This window comes from Nonomuraea sp. NPDC050227, assembly GCF_044459705.1.
Taxonomy (GTDB): Bacteria; Actinomycetota; Actinomycetes; order Streptosporangiales; family Streptosporangiaceae; genus Nonomuraea.
Genome location: NZ_JBITJF010000005.1, coordinates 176,039 through 197,159, shown reverse-complemented (window position 1 = coordinate 197,159; position 21,121 = coordinate 176,039). Strand labels below are relative to the sequence as shown.

The window sequence follows — 21,121 nt, the reverse complement described above, 5'->3', positions numbered from 1 at the left end:
CATGGCGGTCTTGCTGCTGGGCACCCTCGACACCAAGGGGGAGGAGTACGCCCTCGTCCGCGACCTGATCATCCGGGCCGGCCAGGGTGTCGTCCTCATGGACACCGGCGTCATGGGCGCCCCGGCGCTGGCCGCCGACGTCCCCGCCGAGGCCGTCGCGCGGGCCGCGGGCACCGGCCTCGACCGGCTCAGGAGCGCCGGCGACCGCGGCGCCGCGCTCGCGGCCATGGCGGCCGGGGCCACCGCCCTGGCCAAGGACCTGCACGCCCGCGGCGAGCTGAGCGGCGTGCTCGCGCTCGGCGGCAGCGGCGGCTCCTCCATCGCCGCCGCCGTCATGCGGGCGCTGCCCGTCGGCCTGCCCAAGCTGCTCGTCTCGACCATGGTCAGCGGCGACGTCTCGGCCTACGTCGGGGAGACTGACGTGACGCTCATGTACAGCGTCGTCGACGTCGCGGGCGTCAACTCCGTCTCCCGCCGCATCCTGACCAACGCCGCCGCCGCGATCAGCGCGATGGCCGCCTCCTACGACGCCGGCGCCGAGCCGTCCGGGGAGGACAAACCGCTGGTCGCGGCCACGATGTTCGGCGTCACCACGCCCGCCGTCGACGCCGCGCGGGCCCGGCTGGAGTCCCTGGGCTACGAGGTGCTGGTCTTCCACGCCACCGGCTCGGGCGGCCGGGCCATGGAGGCGCTGGCGGCCGGCGGCCACTTCGCCGGGGTGCTCGACCTGACCACCACCGAGCTGGCCGACGAGCTCGTCGGCGGCGTGTTGTCGGCCGGCCCCGACCGCCTGACCGCCGCCGGGCGGGCCGGCATCCCGCAGGTCGTCAGCCTGGGCGCCGTCGACATGGTCAACTTCGGCCCGATGGAGACCGTGCCGGAACGGTTCAGGTCACGGCAGCTCCTGGTGCACAACCCGACGGTGACGCTCATGCGCACCACTCCGGCCGAGAACGCCGAGATCGGGCGGGCGATCGGCGAGCGGCTGGCCCGCGCTTCCGGGCCGGTCACGCTGTTCGTGCCGCGCGGCGGCGTCTCGGCCGTCGACGTCGAGGGCGGCCCGTTCCGCGACCCGGCGGCCGACGCGGCCTGCTTCGACGCCGTGCTCGCGGCCGTCGCGGGCACCGCCGTCGAGGTCGTGCAGAGCGACCAGGACATCAACGACGCGCAGTTCGCCGTGGCGGCCGCCGACCGGCTGCACCGGCTGATCGAGAAGGGGGCTTGATGCGACGCGACGAGGCACTACGGAGGTTGCGCGCCGAGCGGGAGGCGGGCCGGCTGATCATCGGCGGCGGCGCGGGCACCGGGCTGTCGGCCAAGTCCGCCGAGGCGGGCGGGGTCGATCTGCTCATCATCTACAACTCCGGGCGGTTCCGGATGGCCGGCCGCGGCTCGCTCGCCGGCCTGATGCCGTACGGCGACGCCAACGCGATCGTCGTGGAGATGGCGGGGGAGGTCCTGCCGGTCGTCAAGGACACGCCGGTGCTGGCCGGGGTGTGCGGGACCGACCCGTTCCGGCTGATGCCGCGCTTCCTGGACGAGCTGAAGGACATGGGCTTCACCGGCGTCCAGAACTTCCCGACGGTCGGCCTGATCGACGGTGTCTTCCGGGCGAACCTGGAGGAGACCGGCATGGGCTTCGACCTGGAGGTGGAGATGATCAGGCTGGCCGCCGAGCGCGACCTGCTCACCGCCCCCTACGTGTTCACCCCCGAGCAGGCCACGGCCATGGCGCGGGCGGGCGCCGACATCCTCGTCCCGCACATGGGCCTGACCACCAAGGGCAGCATCGGCGCCGTCACCGCGATCGGCCTCGACGAGGCGGCCGTGCGCGTCCAGGAGATGCGCGACGCCGCCGTCGCCGTCAACCCCGACGTCATCGTGCTGTGCCACGGCGGCCCCATCGCCGAGCCCGACGACGTGCGCCACATCCAGCAGCGCACGGTCGGCGTCGCCGGGTTCTTCGGCGCGTCCTCGATGGAACGCCTGCCCGCCGAGCGGGCCATCGCCGAACAGGTCCGCGCCTTCAAGCAGCTCTGACCGGGAGGAACCCGCCATGCACCGACGACCGGACGCCCTGTCCACGATGATCTTCGACTGGGGGGCCATCAAATGGCACGTGACGCCCGACGCCGTGCCGGGCGCGTCCTCCACGTTCGGCGAGGTCGTCATCAACCCGAACAAGGGCCACGAACGCCACCTGCACCCCGACTCCGACGAGGTCCTCTACGTCATCGAGGGCGAGGGGCGGCAGACCGTCGGCGACGACCCGGAGTTCCCGGTCAGGGCCGGTGAGGCGATCTACATCCCGAAGGGCACGCTGCACTCCACCTTCAACACCGGCTGGCGGCCGCTGCGGATCATCGCGACGTACACGCCGGGCGGGGCCGAGCTGGCGCTGCGCGAGCTGCCCGGCTTCGTGGAGCTCGGCCCCGGCGACCACCCCACCTGGGCGGCCGCCACCTCCTGAGCGGCGGAGGCCGTGCGCGGGGTGCGAGCCCGCGCACGGCCTCCGGCGTGCTCGACCTCCATGTGAATGATCGTTCACGTCCGGTCTGTCGGTGGCCTCCGGTAGATTTCCGGGTCTGTTGATCAAGCCCATCGGAGTTGGCTGTCGGCGCGAGCATGCCGTCAGACTGGAGGTCGAGACCTTGGACGCGGACGAAACCGCGTGGGAGCAGCGCAGCGTCGTGCGGGTGGTGCCGCCGGTCCAGCCGCGCAAGCTGGCGAAGGTGCCCTTCGTCGAGCTGGCTGACGGCAGGTTGCAGGGGGTCGTGTCGAGCGGGTCCGACATCGAGCGGGTCTACGTCTCCTCGATCGCCGCCGGCACCCACGACCTGAGCTGCAGCACCAACAACAACCGCCCGTGCGGCGCGCTGCACGGCTACGCCTGCAAGCACATCCGCATGCTGGCCGACGAGGCCGTGCTCCAGTACGGCCTCGACCGGGTGGCCCGCTACCTGCGCGTCGAGGTGCCCGAGGGCGGCCACCTGATGAGCGCGCTGAACGGCACCCCCCAGCGCACCCCGGCGGCCGTGGTGTTCAGCCGGTTCCTGCGCCACCTGGCCTACCTGGAGGTGCCCGACAGCACCGAGCCGCTGGCCGAGCTCCACTGGTTCCCGGCGACGGGGCCCGAGACGGGAAAGGTGGGCTGATGCTCGACGTACAGCTCGGGGAGCTGGCCGGCGACGGGCCGGCCGGGGTCGCGGAGGCGCTCGCGCTCGCCACGGGGTTCGACGGCGCGCTCGGGCACGGGTTCGCCAGGGTCGCCGAGGAGCCGGCCGCGGCGCTGGCCGCGCTGGCCGGCGCGCTCGCGGGCTCCCCGCTCGGCGACCGGCTGGGCGAGGCGGTGGAGAAGGTGACCGCGGGGTCGGTCGCCGACGAGCACCTCGCCGCGCTGGCCGGCGGGCGGGCCGCGCTGTTCGGCGCGGTGCACGACGCCCTGCTCGCCCGCCTCGACCAGGCTCTGGGCCGCAGCCGCGCACCCTGGCCGCCGGCCGCCGCCACGGACGCCACAACAGGGGCGGCGTCCGTGGGCGGCGGGGCGGCGGCCGGCGGCGTGCCGGAGAACCTGCTGGCCGGGTGCCGGGTCTGGTTGCGGGAGCTGGCGATCACCGGCTGGCGGGGCGTCGACGACGACCTCGTCTCCGGCGCCGACCAGGCGATCGAGGCGCTGCTCGGGGTGCCCGAGCTGCGCGGGCTCGCCGTGCTGCTCGACGGGCTGGCGACCGAGCTGCGGGCCTCGTCCCCGGTGGCGACGATGGACCGGCTGCCGCTCAGGCGGTGGGCCGACCTGTGGACGCGCGGGCTGCTGCTGGCCCAGTCCGGGCCGTGGCACGGCGTGCCCGAGCCGGTGTCGGGGCGGCTGCTCATCCTCGGCGCCGACGTGCACGAGCACGCCACGGTCGTCCGGGTGCAGGTGCACGGCGTTCTGGAGGAGGCCGGCGGCCAGACCCGGCTGGTGCGCACGAGCGTCGCGGCGGCCAAGGTCGACACCATCGTGGGCCCGTCGGTGTGGCGGCTGTTCGGCGGCCGGCCCGTGCTCATGGGCGCGCTGGCCGACCACCGGTCCGTGGAGATCGACGGCATGCCGCTGCTGCCCGGCGGCGACCTGCTGTGGCACGACGACCGCGCCCGCACCGGCGCCGAGGCCGACCCGTTCACCACCGCGCGGGTGCAGCTCGCGGGCGCGCTGGCCCCGGCCACGCCGCCGCTCGACCGCCACCCCGTGCGCATCGCCGAGCCGGTGCTGGTCGAGGGGTACACGGTCGACGGGCACACCCTCGACCTGGGCGGCAACAAGCTCGCCCTCGACCTCGACCGGCTCCCGGCGAGCTGCCCGCTCACGCCGGAGCTGGTGGCCGCGTCCTCGGCGTGCGTCGGGCTGGTGCGCCGCGACGGCGGCAGGTGGCTGCTGCAGCCGCTGGCCGTCCAGGCCACGGTCAAGAAGAAGCCGGTCACCGTGCACAACGGCGACTGGGCGAACGGCCCCACCGACCCCAAGGTCGTCAAGGCCGAGGCCAAGGCCGGCGACGTGGTCGCCGTGCTGCGCGAACGGGCAGGACGGCTGCTGCGGAAATGACCGACTCGACCACGAGCGCCGACGAGACCCGGCGCCAAGTGCTGTACTGGCGGCTCATGTCGCGGCTGTTCTCGGCCGACGAGCAGCCCGCGCTGGAGACGGCCAGCATGGGCATCGTCGGCGACCTGGAGCTGCCGCCCGCGCTGCTCGACCCCGGCGTCTCGGTGGACACGCTCGTCCAGCGCTTCCCCGAGCTGGGCGCCGAGCTCCAGGACCTGATGGCCGACAAGGAGCACGAGGAGGGCGGCGAGGTGCGCCGCGCCGCGCTGGTCTCCAAGCTGCTGCTCAACGTGTTCTCCACCGGCACGGGCGACGTCACGGCGGGCGACCTGGCCCGCTGGAAGCAGGACGCCGCCTGGTTCGAGAAGGGCATGGGCTGCGAGCCCGGCGGCCTGCGGAACGGGCCGGGCAACGACGAGCTGGCCGCCGTCCTCGCCATGATCGAGGGCGATCTGGTCAAGCGCATGCGGCTGCGCGAGGTGCTCGCCGACCCGGCTCTGGCCAGGCAGCTCACGCCCAGCATGTCGCTCATCGAGCAGCTGCTGCGCGACAAGTCCAACCTGTCCGGCGTCGCCCTCGCCAACGCCAAGGCGCTCATCCGCAGGTTCGTCGACGAGGTCGCCGAGGTGCTGCGCACGCAGGTGGAGAAGACCAGCGTGGGCGTCATCGACCGGTCGGTCCCGCCGAAGCGGGTCTTCCGCAACCTCGACATCGAGCGCACGATCTGGAAGAACCTCACCAACTGGAGCCCTGAAGACCAGCGGCTCTACGTCGACCGGCTCTACTACCGGCAGACGGCCCGCCGCACCACGCCGGCCCGGCTCATCGTGGTCGTCGACCAGTCGGGCTCGATGGTCGACGCGATGGTCAACTGCACCATCCTGGCCTCGATCTTCGCCGGCCTGCCCAAGGTCGACGTGCACCTCGTCGCGTACGACACCCGCGCGCTCGACCTGACGCCGTGGGTGCACGACCCGTTCGAGGTGCTGCTGCGCACGACGCTCGGCGGCGGCACCGACGGCACGGCCGCGATGGCCCTGGCCAGGCCGAAGATCGCCGATCCGCGCAACACCGTGATGGTGTGGATCTCCGACTTCTACGACAACCGCTCGCTGATCAACGACTTCGGGTCGATCCACCGCTCGGGGGTCAAGTTCATCCCCGTCGGCTCGGTCAACAGCTCCGGCCACCAGAGCGTCGACCCGTGGTACCGCCAGAAACTCAAGGACCTGGGCACCCCCGTGCTCTCCGGCCACGTCCGCAAGCTCGTCTTCGAGCTCAAGAACTTCCTCACCTAGGAGAACCCCCGACCATGAGTGACATGCTGCGCGCCCCCGCAGAGGTGAAGTACGCCGACGAGCTCGACTGGCTGGAGTCGGTCGACGACGGCCCCAAGCCGTTCTCGTGGCGGCTCAGCCCGCGCATGATCCGCATCTTCATCCTCGGCTCCGAGCGCTCCGACGGGCTCGACCGCGAGATCCCGCAGAAGTGGTTCGGTGACCGCAGCTTCGTCGAGCGCAGCATCGTGACGCTGGCCTCCGACCGCGGCCTGCTGCTGATCGGCGACCCCGGCACGGGCAAGAGCTGGCTGGCCGAGCTGCTGTCCGCGGCGATCAGCCGCAACTCCACGCTGGTCGTGCAGGGCACCGCGGGCACCACCGAAGACCACATCAAATACTCGTGGAACGTCTCGATGGTCATCGCCAAGGGCCAGTCGCGCGAGTCGATGATCCCCTCGCCGATCATGAACGCCATGGAGCAGGGCGTGATCGGCCGCTTCGAGGAGCTGACCCGCTCGACCAGCGACGTCCAGGACGCGCTGATCTCCATCCTGTCGGAGAAGTACGTCTCCATCCCCGAGCTCGACGACGACAACATCGTCTTCGCCCAGCCCGGCTTCTCGATCATCGCCACCGCCAACAGCCGCGACCGGGGCGTCAACGACCTGTCCTCCGCGCTCAAGCGCCGCTTCAACTTCGTCCGCATCCCGGTGGTGACGAACAAGAAGAGCGAGGCGGAGATCGTCCGGTTCCGCACCGAGGAGCTGCTGCGCCGGCACCAGATCGAGCTCGACCTGCCGCCCACGCTGCTGGACATCCTGCTGCAGAGCTTCGCCGACCTGCGGGCCGCGGCCGCCTCGGCGACCAGCGACGACGAGAAGCTGGAGTCCGCGCTGTCCACGGCCGAGCAGATCGGCGTGCTGGAGGACGCCATCCTGCACAGCCACTTCTTCGGCGACCGCACGCTGCGCCCCGAGACGCTGGCCGGTTCGCTGGTCGGCTCGCTGGCCCGGCGCAGCCCGGAAGACCTGGCCATCCTCAACAAGTACTGGCACGGTGTGGTCGAGCCGCGCAGCAAGAAGGACGGCGGCCCGTGGCAGGACTTCCTCGAGGGCGGCCGCCAGGCCATCTCCACCCTGTCATGAGCCTCTTCCAACCGCTGAAGGATCAGCTCAGCGAGGCCGCCGCGGCCTTCGCGGGCGACGGCGCGGTGTCGTCCATCCTCACCGGCATCGTCGAGGACGTCGACCGGGCGCTGCGCGAGGAGCTGGAGATCTTCCCGGTCTGCCACCACTCGCCGGCCTCGGCGCTGGCCATGGTGCGCCGCCTGCGGGAGAAGCAGCCCAAGGTCATCTACCTGGAGCTCTGCGAAGACCTGGCGCCGCTGCTGACCGAGCTGCGCAACTGCCGGCTCCCGGTGGCGCTCCAGGCGTTCGCGACCGACCTCGACGGCTTCCCCAAGGGTTCGGGGCCGCTGAGCGTGGTGGCCCCGATCACCGAGGCGTCGGCCGAGTACCAGGCCATCTCGTACGCGCTGGAGACCCCGGGCGTCGAGCTGGTGCTGGTCGACCGCTCGGCCGACCACGTCTTCCAGTGGCTGCCGCGCGAACGGGAGGAGCCGGCGAAACCGGGGGAGGAGGCCGGCCTGCACGGCGACGCCGTCGGCGTGGAGATCGGCGACCTGCGCCCCCGCTTCGCCGAGCTGGAGGAGCACCTGCTCCACCACGGCAAGGTCCGCCACTGGTCGGAGTGGTGGGACCAGTACGTCGAGCAGCCGCTCTCCGGCGCCGACTACGACACCTACCGCCAGGTCATGGTCCTCATCGGCAGCCTGTTCCGCCGGTTGCGCCCCGACGACGACCGGCTGGCCGGCGACGAGGAGCGCGAGCGCTACATGTGGACCAGGATGCGCGAGCACCTGTCCGCCTCGGGCGCCGACCCGGCCGACTGCCTCTACGTCTGCGGCGCCTTCCACGCCGCCAGCCGCGTCGAGCAGTTCGGCCTGGCCGCCACGGCCCCGTACGAGATCGGCCCCCGCACGGCGACCCGCTGGCTGTACGGGCTGATCCCCTCCAGCCACTCGGCCATCGAGGCGCAGTTCGGGCTGGCCTCGGGGTCGGTGTCGATCGCCGCCGCCACCTGGGCCAAGGCGGTGACGCGGAGCAAGCTGACCCCGTTCCAGCTCAGCGGGCAGAAGGGGGCCAGGAAACGGCCGGTCAAGCTGCCCGCGCCCGCCGCGCCGGCGCAGGTCACCGACCGGCTGACCGGGTTCCTGTCCAGGCCGCCCACGCTCGACGCGCTCGACGAGGCCGAGCTGCTGGGCTGGAGCGTCGACATCGTCCGGCTGGCCCGGCGCAACGGCTACCTCGCCAGCACCGCCGACGCCATCGCGGTGTTCGAGACGTCGATCCTGCTGGCCGGCATGCGCAACCGAGCCAGGCCCACGCCGTACGACTTCCAGGACGCGGCGGTCACCTGCATCGAGAAGGACGTCGTGCCGGGCCGGCGCGACGTGCGGCGCCTGTGCGAGATCCTGCTCGGCGGCGACCGCATCGGCTCGGTCGGCTACGACGCGCTGCCGCCGCTGGCCCAGAACGTCTACGACCGGCTGCGGCCGCTCGGCGTCGACTTCGACAAGCGCACGATCCAGCGGGCGCTGCTCGACCTGCACTCCGACCCGGAGCTGCGGCCCTGCTCCGACCTGCTGTGGATGCTGCGCTTCGTGCTGCCCGCCGACGCGGCCCGGCCGATCATGGGCGAGCGCAAGCTCGGCGAGCGGGCCATCCAGGAGAGCTGGGACCTCGCGCTCGGCCGCAACCAGCGGGCCATCATCGAGCTCGGCTACGAGGGCGTCACCATCGAGCAGGTGGTCGAACAGCGGCTGCGGCGCGCGGTCTGGGAGCCCGACGCCACCGCCGCCGTGGCCCTGGCCGCCGTCGAGGACGCCATCCTCTACCTGGGCGGCGGGCGCGTCGCCGACGAGCTGGGCGCGCGGGCGGTGGAGCTGCTGGCCGGCGAGCGCGGCGTCGACGACGCGCCCGACGTGCTGCGCCGCATCCGCCGCCTGCTGGCCTACTACCGCACCGCCGAACCCACGCTGCCGGCGTGGTGCGAGGCGTTCGTGACCGAGGGGTACGCCCACTACTGCACCCTGCTCCCGACCGCGTTCGTCGAGGACGACACCGGGGTGCGGCAGGTGTCGGCGATGCTCGGCTTCCTGTTCACCATGGAGGGGCTGGCGCTGGCGCTCGGGTGCGACCGGGCGCAGCTGGAGATCGCGGTGCGGCAGTCGCACCCGGAGGCGCCGGCCAAGGTGGCGCTGCTGTGGGCCGCCCAGCACCTGCTGGGGCTGCTGCCGCTGGCCGAGCTGCGGTCGCGGTGCGACGAGCTGCTCGGCAACCCGCTGGTCATCCCGTCGTTCCCGCAGTACATCACCGGGTTCGTGCAGGCGATGGAGCCGGCTCCGGCGCTGTCCGGGTTCGTGGTGGAGGTGATCTCCAAGGCGTTCGGACGGCTGCCCGACCAGGTGCTGCTGCCGTGGCTGCCCAAGCTGATCACGACGCTGCGCGACCAGGCGGGCGAGCTGATGCCGGTCCTCGTCCGGGAGGCCGGGCGCACGTTCCCCGGCAGCCTGACGGCGGTCGACGCCTGGACACCGCCATGGGCCAGGACGCCGGCGGCCGCGCCGAAGGCGGCCCCCGCGGTCGCGTCCGGGCCGGTCGCCGAGCTGCTGGCGGGGCATCCGGCGGCGTGCGACGCGGTGGCGGGGCTGCTGGGCTGCGAGGGCGGCTGGCAACAGCCCGCCTCCGCCACCGGGCCCGGGAACCGCGAGGTCGAGACCCTCCTCACCGACCACCCCGCCACAGCCGCCGCGTTGGCGACCCTCCTCGCCTGACGGCCTCCGCCCCGAGCGCCGGAACGCCGGTGCTCGGGGTCGGGTTTCCCGGCGGGGGATGGTCAGCGGCCGAAGCAGATGGTGTGGCCGGGGTGGACGTGGTCGGGTTTGTAGGCGGCCTGGTCGATCGTGACGCCCTCGGGGGACACGAGCAGGATGGTCTCGCCCTGGTTGCGGAGCTGTACCCGGCCGTCGAGCACGACCTGCAGCACGCCACCGCCCGCGAGCACCCCGGTCAGCTCCATGCGCCCGCCCGCCGAGTCCGCCAGCCGCCACCCGCCGAGGTCCACGGACCGTCCGGTGACGTTGAGGAGGGTGACCGTCTCGTGCCCCCGGTCGGCCCCCACCGGGTCGGGCAGCGCGGCCACGATCAGCACGTCCCCGGTGGACGGCGGGCGCGCGACGACGGGCGCGCCGGGCGGCGCCGGGTCGGGGCTGATGACGAAGTCCTCGGGCCAGGCCGTGAGCTGGACCTGGCTGCCCGAGGCCCGGATCACGTCGTGCAGGTTGCCGTGTTCGAGCCGGTCCAGCAGGAACACCGCGTCGTCCCGGTTGACGGGGTCGGCCCGGAGCCAGGCGTCGAAGCCGTCCAGGTTCGCCGCCCCGGTCGCCAGATAGGGCACCAGCCGGCGGAACAACTTCGGCCACATGACGAGCCCGGTGAGCGCCTCCAGCGAGGCGACCTCGGCGGGCCCGTCGGGGTCGGCGGCCGAGCGCGGCCAGATGCCGGTGGGCGACGCCGCCGCCCTGGCCGTGCGCGACACGCCGGCCAGGTGCGTGCGCAGCGTCGCGGGCAGCGTGGCGTAGAAGGCCGGGTACGTCAGCCCGGCGGCCAGCAGTTTGGCGTTCGCGGACGTGTCCACCAGCGCCTCGTCGAGGAACACGGCCTGCCCGTCGGGCCCGGGGTGCTCGCCGGTGAACACGAACCCGATCAGCCGGCCGTTGGCGTCGATGCCGTTGCTGAGGACGTGCCCGCGCAGCTCGTCCTGGTCGGCCGACTGGACCTTGTTGGGCAGGTCGTCGAAGAAGCGCACGTTCGTGAAGCCGAGCAGCCGCAGCAGCTCGTCGCGGGCGGCGTTCGCGCCGGTCAGCTCCTGGTGGGTGTCCTGGAAGTGGGTCTCCAGGGCGTCGATGGCCTCCAGGCGGACGGAGATGCCGCGCGCGCCGAGCTCCGGCGGCCGTCCGGACGGCCTTGCCAGCCCTTCGACCAGCGCGGGCGTGTCCGGCCTGAACTTGATCGTGTCGCCGTCGGGCTCGGGGCCCTGCCGGGGCAGGTCCGGGTAACGGATCACGAAGCTGCCGCGCAGAAGTGTGTAGCTCATTGGGTTCCCCCCAAAGACGGCCATCACCGCCCTATCGGCCATCGGGAGCGTAACTCCGCGCACTTCTCGGCGTCCACGTCCCACGCCGGACCGGGGCGCGGCCCGGCGCGGGACGTGCCGGCTCAGGCGGCGCCGAACCGGGGGATCGGCAGGTCCTCGGTGGCCAGGTGCACGATGTGCGACTCGGTGTAGACGTCGATGCTGTGCCGGCCGCCCTCCCGGCCCACGCCGCTGGCCTTCACCCCGCCGAACGGCGTGCGCAGGTCGCGCACGTTCTGGGAGTTGACCCAGACCATGCCCGCCTCGATCGACTGGGCCAGCCGGTGCGTCCGGCGCAGGTCGTTGGTCCACAGGTACGCCGCCAGGCCGTACCGGGTCGCGTTGGCCAGCTCCACCGCCTCCGTCTCGGTGGAGAAGGGCGTCACGCAGACGACCGGGCCGAAGATCTCCTCCTGGAAGATCCGCATGTGCGGGGCCACGTCGGCGAACACCGTCGCGGCCAGGAAGTTGCCCGCCGTCAGGTGCTCGGGCCGGGAACCGCCGGCGACCAGGCGGGCGCCCTCGCGCGAGCCGAGCTCGACGTACTCCATGACCCGCTCGTAGTGCTCGGGGTGGATGAGCGCGCCCAGCTCGGTGGCGGGGTCGCCGGGCGCGCCGACGCGTACCCGCGCGGCCCGCTCGGCCAGCCTGGCCACGAACTCCTCGTACACGGTGTCCTGGACGAGGATCCGCGAGCTGGCCGTGCAGCGCTCGCCGTTCAGCGAGAAGACGCCGAAGACGGCCGCGTCGAGCGCCCGCTCCAGGTCGGCGTCCGCGAAGACGAGCAGCGGCGACTTGCCGCCCAGCTCCATCGACAACGTCTTCAGCGACGACGCGGCGTTGCGCATGATGGTCTGCCCGGTGCCGCTCTCGCCGGTGAAGGAGATCACCGGCACGTCGGGGTGGGCCACCAGCGCCGCGCCCGCGTCCTCGCCGATGCCGTGGACCAGGTTGAACACGCCCTCGGGCAGCCCGGCCTCCTCCATGATCTCCGGCAGTAGGCTCGCCGACGCGGGGGACCACTCGGCCGGCTTGAGCACCACCGGGCAGCCGGCCGCCAGCGCCGGGGCCAGCTTCCAGGTCTCCAGCATGAACGGCGTGTTCCACGGCGTGATCAGCCCGGCCACGCCGACCGGCTTGCGCACGACGTAGTTGAGCTGCGCGGAGCCGACGCGGTAGACGTCCTCGCCCATGGTGGTGATCACGTCGGCGAAGAAGCGGAAGTTGTGCGCCGCCCGCCGGGCCTGGCCTCTGGCCTGGGTGATCGGCAGGCCGGTGTCCCGGCACTCCAGCGCGGCGATCTCGTCGTCCCTGGACTCGATGGCCGCCGCGACCGCGCGCAGCGTGCCGGCCCGCTGCTCGGCGGGCATCGTGCTCCACGGGCCGTCGGTGAACGCCTTCTGGGCGGCGGCGACGGCCGCGTCCACGTCGGCCGCGCCGCCCGCGGCCACCTCCAGGTACGGCTCGTTCGTGGTCGGGTCGAGCGCGGTGAAGGTCGCACCGGACTGGCTCGGGACGTGCCGGCCGCCGATGTAGTGCTCCAGTTTCATCAGGCGACTCCCTCGCTCTGTGCCAGTAGTTCGTTGATCCGGGCGATGCCGGGCTCGGTGGGGGTGATCAGGGGGGCTCGTACGTGGCCGGAGGCGATCAGGCCGCGCTGTTCCAGCACCCACTTGGCGGGGGCCGGGTTCGTCTCCACGAACAGCAGCTCGACCAGCGGGTGCAGCGAGTAGTGCAGCTCCAGCGCGGTCGCGTGGTCGCCGGCGGTGTACGCCTCGTACATGCGGGCCACGGTCTTCGGCGCGAGGTTGGCCGCCGCGCTGACGAAGCCGACGCCGCCGATGGCCAGCAGCGGCAGGCAGAGCAGCTCGATGCCGGACCACATGAGGAAGTCGCGCCCGCACAGGTTGAGCACGTGCGAGAAGTGCTCGAAGTCCTTGGTGGTCTCCTTGACGCCGACGATGTTGTCGTGGTCGCGGCGCAGCCTGGCCACGGTCGCGGGGGCGATGTCGACGGCGGTGCGCGAGGGCACGTTGTAGATGACGATCGGCAGCGCGGGGAACTCGGCGGCGACCGTGGCGTACCAGCGGTAGAGGGCTTCCTGGGTGGGACGGGCGTAGTACGGCGTGATGACCAGGGCGGCGTCGGCGCCCAGGCGCTCGGCCTCGGCGGTCAGCCGCAGCGTCTCGTCGAGCTTGGCCGAGCCGGTGCCGGGCAGGAACGGCACCCGGTCGGCGGTCTCCTCGGCCACCACGGCCATCGCCGCGACGCGCTCCTCGACGGACTGGGCGCCGGGCTCGCCGGTGGACCCGCCGGTCGAGATGCCGTGCGAGCCCTGGTCGAGCTGCCAGCGCACCAGCGAGCGCAGCGAGTCGAGGTCCAGCGACCCGTCGGCGGCGAACGGCGTCACCACGGGGGCGATGGATCCGCGGATGGTCGACGGATCCGAGCGGAACTTCATGGGTTCTCCTTCTTGGGGGGTCAGCGCTGCTGCTCGTACGCCTCGCGCCAGGCGCCCTTCAGCGGGTAGAGGCCGTCGATCGAGGCGCCCTCGCGGACGCGATCGAGGATGAAACGCTCCTCGTCCTCCTGCCGGGCGGCGTCCCCGGCGACCTCGGCGACCAGCGCGGGCGGGATGACGACGACCCCTTCCGCGTCGCCCACCAGCACGTCGCCTGGGCAAACCAGCACGCCGCCGCAGTCCACCGGCACCTGCGAGTCCATCGGGACGTGCCGGCGGCCGAGCACGGCGGCGTGCGCGGCGCCGTAGTAGGAGGGCAGGTCGAGCGAGGCGAAGGAGGGGCTGTCGCGCAGCCCGCCGTCGGTGACGACGCCGGCCGCGCCGCGGCGCAGGGCGCGCATGGCCAGAATGTCGCCCAGCGTGCCCGCGCCGTGCTCGCCGCGGGCGGAGATGACCAGCACCTCGCCCGGCTGAAGCTCCTCGACGGTGCGCTTCTGGGCGTTCATGCCGCCGCCGCGCTCGGCGAAGACGTCCTCGCGCAGCGGCAGGTAGCGCAGGGTGCGCGCGACGCCGACCATGCGCAGGTCGGGACGGGCGGGGCGGACGCCCTCGATGAAGTGGTGGTCGATGCCGCGCGCGCGGAGCTGGGAGGAGAGCGTCGCGGTGGAGACCGAGCGCAGCGCGGCGACGACCTCCGGGGTCAGCGGGCCGGGGTCAGGGGCGGGGACGGGTTGGGCGGCGCCGTACGCGGCGGCCCTGGTCGCCTCGGTGACCTGGGGCTGGACGCCGTACGCCGCCGGGGGCTCCTGGCCGGCGACGACCTCGTTGCGCAGCCGGGCCGTGCCCGCCAGCTCGACCTCCACCACGTCGCCGGGCCGGACGACGGTCGAGCCCGCCGGGGTGCCGGCCAGGATCAGGTCGCCGGGCTCCAGCGTCATGTACCGGGACAGGTCGGCGACGAGCAGGTCGAAGCCGAACAGCAGCTCGTCGGTGCACGCCTCCTGGGCGAGCTCGCCGTTGACGTACGTGCGCAGCCACAACCGTCCGGGATCGGCGCCGGTGAGCAGCTCCGAGCCGACCGGCGTGAACCCGTCCTGGCCCTTGGCCCGCAGGTTGGAGCCGAGGTCGGCGTGCTTGAAGTCGTAGACGCCGAAGTCGTTGGCCGCCACGTACCCGGCCACGTGCTCCAGCGCGCGCCCGGGGGAGGCGCGATGGGCCCGGCTGCCGATGAGGATGCCGATCTCGCCCTCGAACGCCAGCAGCTCGCACCCCTCGGGACGCACCACGGGCCGTCCGGACCAGGACAGGGACGTCGGCGGCTTGAGGAAGTAGGAGGGGACGGCAGGGACGCGACCGCGCTCGGCGGCCCGGCTGCGGTAGTTCAGATGGACCGCGACGATCTTCCCTGGTGACAGTCCGAGAGGGTGTCCCACCTCGTCTCCTTCCAAATCATATACGACATCATTTATGTTATGGCATGTGGAACAATATCGACATACCCCCTCAGATGCCTACATGATGCTCATCACGTCATCAGTGGAGAGGAGAGTGCGGATGATGGTTCAGACCGCCCAAGCAGGCCGGGAGTGGCGTGATGGGTGAGATCGTGCTGGCCGCCAAGATCACGCATGTGCCGTCGATCTGGCTGTCGATCCAGCCCGGCAAGCACTTCGGCATCCGCCGTCCCGCGGAGCTCGCCCTCACCGAGGTCGGCAGGCGGGCCCGCGAGCGCGGCGCGGACACGTTCCTGATCGCCGACACCCATTGGATGAACAGCATCGGCTTCCATCTCAACGGCAAGCCGCGCCACCAGGCCACGTACGTCAGCCATGAGTTGCCGCACTTCATCCACGACCTCGCCTACGACTACGCGGGCGATCCCGAGCTGGCCGAGCTGATCCGCGAGGAGATCGTCGCGGGCGGCCAGAAGGCCCGCGTGCACACCTACCAGGACCTGGGCCTGGAGTACGCGACACTCGTGCCGATGTACTTCATGAACCAGGACTCCGACATCCGGGTCCTGCCCATCGGCTGCAACATCTACTCGACCGTCGAGGAGAACCGGCGGATCGGCGAGGCGCTGCTGCGGGCCGTGCTTCGCAGCGACAGGAAGGTGGCCTTCCTGGCCAGCGGGTCGCTCTCGCACGCCTTCCCGCCCAACGAGATCGCCGAGTCGCTGCTCGACGACGTGAGCAGCGAGCTGAACCGCAAGGTGGACCAGGCGGTGCTGGAGATGTGGGACGAAGGCCGCATCCCGGAGTTCCTCGACATGTTGCCGGACTACAACGAGCGGTGCACCGGCGAGGGGGCGATGGCCGACACCGCCATGCTGTTCGGGCTGCTGGGCTGGCGCGAGTACACCGGGCGCGGCGAGCAGCTGTGCCCGTACTTCGGCAGCAGCGGCACCGGCCAGGTGGTCGTCGACTTCCCCGTACCCGCCCACCACACGAGATGAAGGAGCCGGCGCACATGACGGCCGTACAGACGTTCACGCCCGACCGGCCCGCCGGGGCGCCGCCCGTGTTGCTGCTGCACGGGTTCGCCTCCAGCGGGCGGCGGGACTGGGTGGAGACCGGGATCGCGGCGGAGCTGGCCGCGGCCGGGCGCGTGGTCGTCGTGCCCGACCTGCCCGGTCACGGTGAGAGCCCGGTTCCGGACGGGCCGGCGGGCGCGCCCGAGATCGGGGCCGCGCTGCTCGCCCTGGTCGGCGACGGGCCGCTCGATGTGGTGGGGTACTCGCTCGGCGCCCGGCTCGCCTGGGAACTGCCGGAGCTGGCCCCCGATCGGGTGCGCGCGGTCGTGCTGGGCGGGCTCAGCCCGTTCGAGCCGTTCGCCGCGCTGGATGTGGCGGCGCTGCGCTCGGCCGTCGCGGGCGGCGAGCCGGGCGACCCGATGACCGGCATGATCGCGGCGATGATCGCGGGCGCCTCCGGCGGCGACCCCGAACGGGCCGCCGGGCTGGTCCGGCTGGTCGAGGGCCTGCGCGGCACGCCGTTCGAGCCCAAGGGCTGGGCCGGGCGCACGCCGCCGGTGTTCGTGGCGGGCGCGCAGGACATGATGACCTCCGGCATCGAGAACGTCGTCGCGCTGGTCCCCGGCGCCCGGCTGGTCACCGTCCCCGGCGACCACCGCGGCGCGCTGGCCGGGCCGGAGTTCCGCGCCGTCCTCGGCGAGGCGCTCCGGGCAGCGTCCGGCGCCGGGCTCGACCCGGCGTCCGGCACGTGACCAGCACCGGCGGAGTCGCGTCGAAGGCGGAGCTCAGCTACGAGATCCTGCGTTCGCGCATCCTGGACGGCACCTACGGCCCCGGCTACCAGCTCGTCATGGACCGCCTCGCGCGGGAGATCGGCGTCAGCACGATCCCCCTGCGCGAGGCGCTGCGCCGCCTGCAGTCCGACGGGCTGGTGGAGGTCGTGCGCAACGTCGGCGCCCGCGTCGCGGTCTTCGACGCGGCGCAGGTGCGGCACACGCTGGAGGTGCTGGCCCGGCTGGAGGGGTACGCGACCGCGGTCGCTGCCCCGCGCATGGGCCCGGCGGACGTGGCGCGCTCCCGCGAGATCAACGCCCGGCTGTTCCAGGCGCTCGACTCCTTCGACCCCACCGCGTTCACCGCGCTCAACCGCGCCTTCCACTTCTCGGTCTACGAGCACTGCGACGACGAGCACCTGAACTTCCTGCTGGAGGCCGAATGGACCAGGCTGGACCACATGCGGCGCTCGGTGTTCGGCTACCTGCCGGGCCGCGCCCGCCGTTCGGTCGAGGAGCACGAGCACCTGCTCGACCTCATCGCCGGGGGAGCCAACCCCGCCGAGATCGAACGGCTGGCCTGCGCGCACAAGACGAACACCGCCGGCGCCCTCTATGACGTCCGGGTCACCCACGGCTAACGATCGGGTCATACCCTCCCGGCATTTTGTCCTACACTGGTAGACGAAACGCCGTACGGAGGGGTGCCCGCATGCCCAAGATCATCGACCACGACCAGCGTCGCAGCGACATCATCGACGTCACGTGGGACCTGATCACGAAGGGGGGCATCGAGGCGGCCACCATGCGCGAGATCGCGAACGCGGCGGGCTTCGCCAACGGCGCGCTCAAGCACTACTTCCCCGGCAAGGAAGACATCATCGAGGCGACGTACGAGCGCGCCCTGGCCATCGTGACCAGCTACGTCAAGCTCGACGGCCGCCGCGGGCTGGGCGCGCTGCGCGAGATGTGCGAGGCCGCGATGCCGATCGACGAGGAGCGCATCACGGCCGGCCGGGTGCTGCTGATCTTCTGGCAGACCTCGCTGACCAACCCCAAGCTGTACGACAAGTACCTGGAGCACCTGCGGGCCTGGCGCGGCATGCTGCACCGGCTGATCGAGGAGGGCCGCGCCGACGGCGACATCCACACCTCGATCCCCGACGAGCAGCTCGTGGACGAGCTCGTGCTGCTCAACGCAGGGGCCAACGTGATGAGCCTGGTCGGCCCGCAGTTCTCCACGGTCGAGCTGCAGAAGCGCCACCTGGAGTCGTTCTTCGACCGCATCTCCCGGCCCTGACCCGCGCGTTCCGGCCCGCGCCGCCACCTGGGCGGCGCGGGCCGCGTCGTGCTCAGACCGCTTCGGCCACGATGACGCGCGGGCTGCCCGGCAGGGCCAGCTTGTCCACCGGCTTCCAGGCGGCCTCGTCGAGCCAGGCGCGCACCTGCGACTCCTCGTAGACGACGGTCCCGTCGATCACCAGGTACTCCCCGGCGTGCAGCGCGTCGATGGCCCGCTGCTCGGCGTCGTCGTCGAGGAAGAAGTCGAGCAGCAGCAGCCGCGCCCCCGGCGCCGCCGCCGCGCGGGCGTTGCGCAGGATGGCCCGGTTCTGCTCGACGCCGAAGCGGTGGATGACGTGGTTGACCATGACCAGGTCGTACGGGCCGGCGGGCGTGGCCGTGTCGGTCGGGACGCCGGTCACCTCGGCCCGGTCGGCGAACCCGGCCTCGGCCACCTGCGCGGTGATGGAGTCGGCGAAGGTCGGGTCGTACACGAAGGAGGCCCGCAGCTCCGGGTTGGCGCGCAGGGCCTCGAAGGCGAACGCGCTGGACAGGCCGCCCAGGTCCAGCAGGCTGCGGAAGCCGGTGAAGTCGAACGCGCCGCCCAGCATCCTGGCGTGCAGGCTGTTGTACGTCATGACCCCGGCCATGAACGTGCCCCACCGGTCGCCGGAGGTGTCCAGGACGCCCGGCTCGGTGGTGTCCACGGTCGTGTCGAACTGCAGCCAGTGGCCGTAGCTGATCTGGTTGAGGAACGTGAGGAACGGCCCGAGGTCGAGCTCGGACGACTTCCGCCCGGCCAGGTAGCCGGCCGCGTCGGCGCCGAGGGCGTACCGGCCGTCGGTCCTGGTCAGCAGGCCGAGCCCGGCCATGCTGTCGGCCAGGATGCGGGCCATGCGGGGGGTGACGCCAGTGGCCGTCGCGATCTCCCCGGCGCTGCGCTCGCCGTCCGCGAGCGCCTCGAACAGCCCGATGCGGCTGGCCGCGAAGAGCTGCTTGGCGCCCATGTAACCGGTGGCGATGGCGACGATCGGATCCGGCGTGGGGGAAGGCGTGGACATGGTCAAGGCCCTGCCCTTTCTGTATTGTCTACGAATGTAGACGTTCACCATAGACCCTCTGTCTACGAACGTGGAATAACCGTTGACAGTAGGGGACCCCTCTGTCAACCTTTGTAGAACTATCTGGCTCGAACATGGCTTTTCGGCAGCTCAGTGTGGGTTTGCGTGCCCCGCTTCGAGCACGGGACCGGTGCCTGGAATGGAGCTCTCGCGCATGTCGCTGCTCAACCTGACGGATCTGACCATCGGCGTCACCCAGGAGGACGCCGAGCCCCAGGAACTCGTCCACCGGCTCACCCTCGACGTCGCCTCCGGGCAGACGCTCTGCGTGGTGGGGGAGTCGGGCAGCGGCAAGACCGTGACGGCGCTGTCGATCATCCGCCTGCTGGAGTTCGTGGCCCCGGCCTACACTGAGGGCACGATCGAGGTCGGCGGCGTGGACGTCACGCGGCTGAGCGCCGAGGGCATGCGCGCCTACCGGGGCGCCCGGATCGGCATGATCTTCCAGGAGGCCCTGGACTCGCTCAACCCCGCCCAGCGCGTCGGCGTGCAGCTCATCGAGGGCTACCGGCCCGAGGGCGCGCTGCCCCGGCAGGCGCTGCGCCGGGGGAGCCGGCTGCGCCGCGAGGCCGAGGCCAAGGCCAGGAGCCTGCTCACCGAGGTCGGGCTGGCCGACACCGACCGGATCATGGCGCTCTATCCGCACCAGATGTCCGGCGGCATGCAGCAGCGCGTGATGATCGCCATGGCGCTGATGTCCGACCCCGACGTCCTCATCGCCGACGAGCCGACCACCGCCCTCGACGTGACCACGCAGGCCGAGATCCTGGCGCTGTTCCGTCGCGTGCAGCGTGAGCATCGGACCGCCTGCGTGTTCATCACCCATGACATGGGCGTCGCCGCCGAGATCGCCGACCGGATCGCCGTCATGTACCGGGGCAGGCTGGTGGAGGTCGGCGACAAGATGGACATCCTCCGCAAGCCTACGCATCCGTACACCAAGGCGCTGCTGGAATGCGTGCCACAGCTCGGCGTCAGCCGCCGTACCGGATTCCCGACGATCTCGGAGAGCAGGCTGCGGGCCGCGACCGAATCCGACGGCGTGCCCGCCGGCGGGAGCGTGACCGAGACGCCGGCGCTCGGCGACGAGCCGGCGCCGGCGACCGGCACCCCGCCCCTGGTCGTCGAGAACGTCACCAAGGTCTACCGGACCGGCCGCCGGGCGAGCGTGCGCGCGGTCGGCGGCGTCTCGCTGGAGATCGCGCCCGGCGAGTTCTTCGGCCTGGTCGGCGAGTCCGGCTCGGGCAAGACGACGCTCGGCCGCATGGTCAGCGCCCTGGAACGGCCGACCTCGGGCAGCATCTCCTTCGGCGAGCACCGCATCACCGAGGCGGGGCTGCGCGGCGACGAGCGCGCCTTCCGCCGCGCCACCCAGCTGATCTTCCAGGACCCGCAGAGCTCGCTCGACCCCCGGCACACCGTGGCCCGCATCATCGCCGAGCCGCTGCGCGAGCTGACCCCGCTGCGCGGCGCGGACCTCGACCGGCGGGTGGCCGAGCTGATCGACGAGGTCGGCCTGCCCGCGGACTGCGCCCGCAAGCTGCCCTCGCAACTGTCCGGCGGCATGCGCCAGCGCGTGTCCATCGCGCGCGCGGTCGCCGCCGAGCCGAAGCTCATCGTCGCCGACGAGCCCACCTCCGCCCTCGACGTCTCCGTCCAGGGCCAGGTCATGAACCTCCTCCTGCAGCTGCGCCGCTCGCACGGCATCAGCTTCCTGTTCATCACGCACAACCTCAGCCTGGTGCTGTCGGTGGCCGACCGCGTCGGCGTGATGTACAAGGGCGACCTCGTCGAGGTCGGCGCCCCGGAAACCATCGCCTCCTCCTCCACCCACGAGTACACGCGCCGGCTCCTGGCCGCGAACCCCGACTTGTCGGCATACGTGGGATAGCCC

General features: G+C 72.3%; 18 protein-coding genes. 13 read left to right on the top strand and 5 right to left on the bottom strand.

What is annotated here, in order from left to right; translation table 11 throughout:
- Window position 1: 1 nt before the first annotated feature.
- From ACIBK9_RS21200 to ACIBK9_RS21165, 8 genes are all read left to right on the top strand, one after another.
- Window positions 2-1,225, top strand: a complete 1,224-nt coding sequence (locus tag ACIBK9_RS21200) for a Tm-1-like ATP-binding domain-containing protein (protein WP_397160454.1) — start codon at window positions 2-4, stop codon at window positions 1,223-1,225.
- Window positions 1,225-2,040 (top strand): phosphoenolpyruvate hydrolase family protein, encoded by an 816-nt coding sequence (locus tag ACIBK9_RS21195; protein ID WP_397160452.1) that lies wholly within the window; start codon window positions 1,225-1,227, stop codon window positions 2,038-2,040. The genes ACIBK9_RS21200 and ACIBK9_RS21195 overlap by 1 nt, the downstream gene beginning before the upstream one ends.
- Before the next feature lie 16 nt (window positions 2,041-2,056).
- Window positions 2,057-2,470 (top strand): cupin domain-containing protein, encoded by a 414-nt coding sequence (locus ACIBK9_RS21190; protein ID WP_397160450.1) that lies wholly within the window; start codon window positions 2,057-2,059, stop codon window positions 2,468-2,470.
- Window positions 2,471-2,651: 181 nt separating this feature from the next.
- Complete coding sequence (locus tag ACIBK9_RS21185) at window positions 2,652-3,155, top strand: hypothetical protein (RefSeq protein WP_397160448.1); 504 nt, start codon at window positions 2,652-2,654, stop codon at window positions 3,153-3,155.
- Window positions 3,155-4,582 carry a hypothetical protein gene (locus ACIBK9_RS21180; protein ID WP_397160447.1) on the top strand — a complete coding sequence of 476 codons (1,428 nt, stop codon included), beginning with the start codon at window positions 3,155-3,157 and terminating at the stop codon, window positions 4,580-4,582. Before ACIBK9_RS21185 ends, ACIBK9_RS21180 begins: the two co-directional genes overlap by 1 nt.
- On the top strand, window positions 4,579-5,880 hold the full coding sequence (locus ACIBK9_RS21175) for a VWA domain-containing protein (protein ID WP_358292376.1): 1,302 nt from the start codon (window positions 4,579-4,581) through the stop codon (window positions 5,878-5,880). The genes ACIBK9_RS21180 and ACIBK9_RS21175 overlap by 4 nt, the downstream gene beginning before the upstream one ends.
- Before the next feature lie 14 nt (window positions 5,881-5,894).
- Entirely contained in the window at window positions 5,895-7,007 is a 1,113-nt protein-coding gene (locus tag ACIBK9_RS21170; protein ID WP_358292378.1) for an AAA family ATPase, read from the top strand.
- A complete protein-coding gene (locus ACIBK9_RS21165) occupies window positions 7,004-9,757 on the top strand; it encodes a DUF5682 family protein (protein ID WP_397160445.1) in 2,754 nt (917 codons plus the stop codon). Before ACIBK9_RS21170 ends, ACIBK9_RS21165 begins: the two co-directional genes overlap by 4 nt.
- Window positions 9,758-9,819: 62 nt before the next feature.
- Here the strand turns inward: ACIBK9_RS21165 and ACIBK9_RS21160 are convergent, their stop codons facing one another.
- From ACIBK9_RS21160 to ACIBK9_RS21145, 4 genes are all read right to left on the bottom strand, one after another.
- Window positions 9,820-11,079: a lamin tail domain-containing protein gene (locus tag ACIBK9_RS21160; protein WP_397160443.1), complete on the bottom strand. Its 1,260-nt coding sequence runs from the start codon at window positions 11,077-11,079 to the stop codon at window positions 9,820-9,822.
- Between the two features lie 122 nt (window positions 11,080-11,201).
- Window positions 11,202-12,668 carry a 5-carboxymethyl-2-hydroxymuconate semialdehyde dehydrogenase gene (hpaE, locus tag ACIBK9_RS21155; RefSeq protein ID WP_397160441.1) on the bottom strand — a complete coding sequence of 489 codons (1,467 nt, stop codon included), beginning with the start codon at window positions 12,666-12,668 and terminating at the stop codon, window positions 11,202-11,204.
- Window positions 12,668-13,579 carry a 4-hydroxy-tetrahydrodipicolinate synthase gene (dapA, locus tag ACIBK9_RS21150; RefSeq protein WP_352352622.1) on the bottom strand — a complete coding sequence of 304 codons (912 nt, stop codon included), beginning with the start codon at window positions 13,577-13,579 and terminating at the stop codon, window positions 12,668-12,670. Before dapA ends, hpaE begins: the two co-directional genes overlap by 1 nt.
- A 20-nt stretch (window positions 13,580-13,599) precedes the next feature.
- Window positions 13,600-15,012: a fumarylacetoacetate hydrolase family protein gene (locus tag ACIBK9_RS21145; protein WP_397160439.1), complete on the bottom strand. Its 1,413-nt coding sequence runs from the start codon at window positions 15,010-15,012 to the stop codon at window positions 13,600-13,602.
- Window positions 15,013-15,173: 161 nt separating this feature from the next.
- On the opposite strand from ACIBK9_RS21145, the gene hpaD reads away from it, so the two are divergent.
- The 4 genes from hpaD (at window position 15,174) to ACIBK9_RS21125 (ending at window position 18,125) form a co-directional block, all read left to right on the top strand.
- Complete coding sequence (hpaD, locus tag ACIBK9_RS21140; RefSeq protein ID WP_397160437.1) at window positions 15,174-16,034, top strand: 3,4-dihydroxyphenylacetate 2,3-dioxygenase; 861 nt, start codon at window positions 15,174-15,176, stop codon at window positions 16,032-16,034.
- Window positions 16,035-16,048: 14 nt separating this feature from the next.
- Entirely contained in the window at window positions 16,049-16,804 is a 756-nt protein-coding gene (locus ACIBK9_RS21135; RefSeq protein WP_397160435.1) for an alpha/beta fold hydrolase, read from the top strand.
- A complete protein-coding gene (locus ACIBK9_RS21130; RefSeq protein WP_397160433.1) occupies window positions 16,801-17,466 on the top strand; it encodes a GntR family transcriptional regulator in 666 nt (221 codons plus the stop codon). Before ACIBK9_RS21135 ends, ACIBK9_RS21130 begins: the two co-directional genes overlap by 4 nt.
- Before the next feature lie 71 nt (window positions 17,467-17,537).
- Entirely contained in the window at window positions 17,538-18,125 is a 588-nt protein-coding gene (locus ACIBK9_RS21125) for a TetR/AcrR family transcriptional regulator (RefSeq protein WP_352352627.1), read from the top strand.
- A gap of 52 nt (window positions 18,126-18,177) precedes the next feature.
- Here ACIBK9_RS21125 and ACIBK9_RS21120 read toward each other — a convergent pair whose 3' ends face one another.
- Entirely contained in the window at window positions 18,178-19,167 is a 990-nt protein-coding gene (locus ACIBK9_RS21120) for a methyltransferase dimerization domain-containing protein (RefSeq protein WP_397160430.1), read from the bottom strand.
- Window positions 19,168-19,381: 214 nt separating this feature from the next.
- Between ACIBK9_RS21120 and ACIBK9_RS21115 the strand changes: the two genes are divergently transcribed.
- Window positions 19,382-21,118 carry a dipeptide ABC transporter ATP-binding protein gene (locus tag ACIBK9_RS21115; RefSeq protein WP_397160428.1) on the top strand — a complete coding sequence of 579 codons (1,737 nt, stop codon included), beginning with the start codon at window positions 19,382-19,384 and terminating at the stop codon, window positions 21,116-21,118.
- Window positions 21,119-21,121: the final 3 nt, after the last annotated feature.

Coding starts and splice junctions, on each gene's coding strand:
- ACIBK9_RS21200 (WP_397160454.1), top strand. CDS start 2: ATGGCGGTCTTGCTGCTGGGCACCCTCGACACCAAGGGGGAGGAGTAC.
- ACIBK9_RS21160 (WP_397160443.1), bottom strand. CDS start 11,079: ATGAGCTACACACTTCTGCGCGGCAGCTTCGTGATCCGTTACCCGGAC.
- ACIBK9_RS21115 (WP_397160428.1), top strand. CDS start 19,382: ATGTCGCTGCTCAACCTGACGGATCTGACCATCGGCGTCACCCAGGAG.
- ACIBK9_RS21165 (WP_397160445.1), top strand. CDS start 7,004: ATGAGCCTCTTCCAACCGCTGAAGGATCAGCTCAGCGAGGCCGCCGCG.
- dapA (WP_352352622.1), bottom strand. CDS start 13,579: ATGAAGTTCCGCTCGGATCCGTCGACCATCCGCGGATCCATCGCCCCC.
- ACIBK9_RS21135 (WP_397160435.1), top strand. CDS start 16,049: ATGACGGCCGTACAGACGTTCACGCCCGACCGGCCCGCCGGGGCGCCG.
- ACIBK9_RS21175 (WP_358292376.1), top strand. CDS start 4,579: ATGACCGACTCGACCACGAGCGCCGACGAGACCCGGCGCCAAGTGCTG.
- ACIBK9_RS21170 (WP_358292378.1), top strand. CDS start 5,895: ATGAGTGACATGCTGCGCGCCCCCGCAGAGGTGAAGTACGCCGACGAG.
- ACIBK9_RS21125 (WP_352352627.1), top strand. CDS start 17,538: ATGCCCAAGATCATCGACCACGACCAGCGTCGCAGCGACATCATCGAC.
- ACIBK9_RS21120 (WP_397160430.1), bottom strand. CDS start 19,167: ATGTCCACGCCTTCCCCCACGCCGGATCCGATCGTCGCCATCGCCACC.
- hpaD (WP_397160437.1), top strand. CDS start 15,174: ATGGGTGAGATCGTGCTGGCCGCCAAGATCACGCATGTGCCGTCGATC.
- ACIBK9_RS21180 (WP_397160447.1), top strand. CDS start 3,155: ATGCTCGACGTACAGCTCGGGGAGCTGGCCGGCGACGGGCCGGCCGGG.
- ACIBK9_RS21195 (WP_397160452.1), top strand. CDS start 1,225: ATGCGACGCGACGAGGCACTACGGAGGTTGCGCGCCGAGCGGGAGGCG.
- ACIBK9_RS21190 (WP_397160450.1), top strand. CDS start 2,057: ATGCACCGACGACCGGACGCCCTGTCCACGATGATCTTCGACTGGGGG.
- hpaE (WP_397160441.1), bottom strand. CDS start 12,668: ATGAAACTGGAGCACTACATCGGCGGCCGGCACGTCCCGAGCCAGTCC.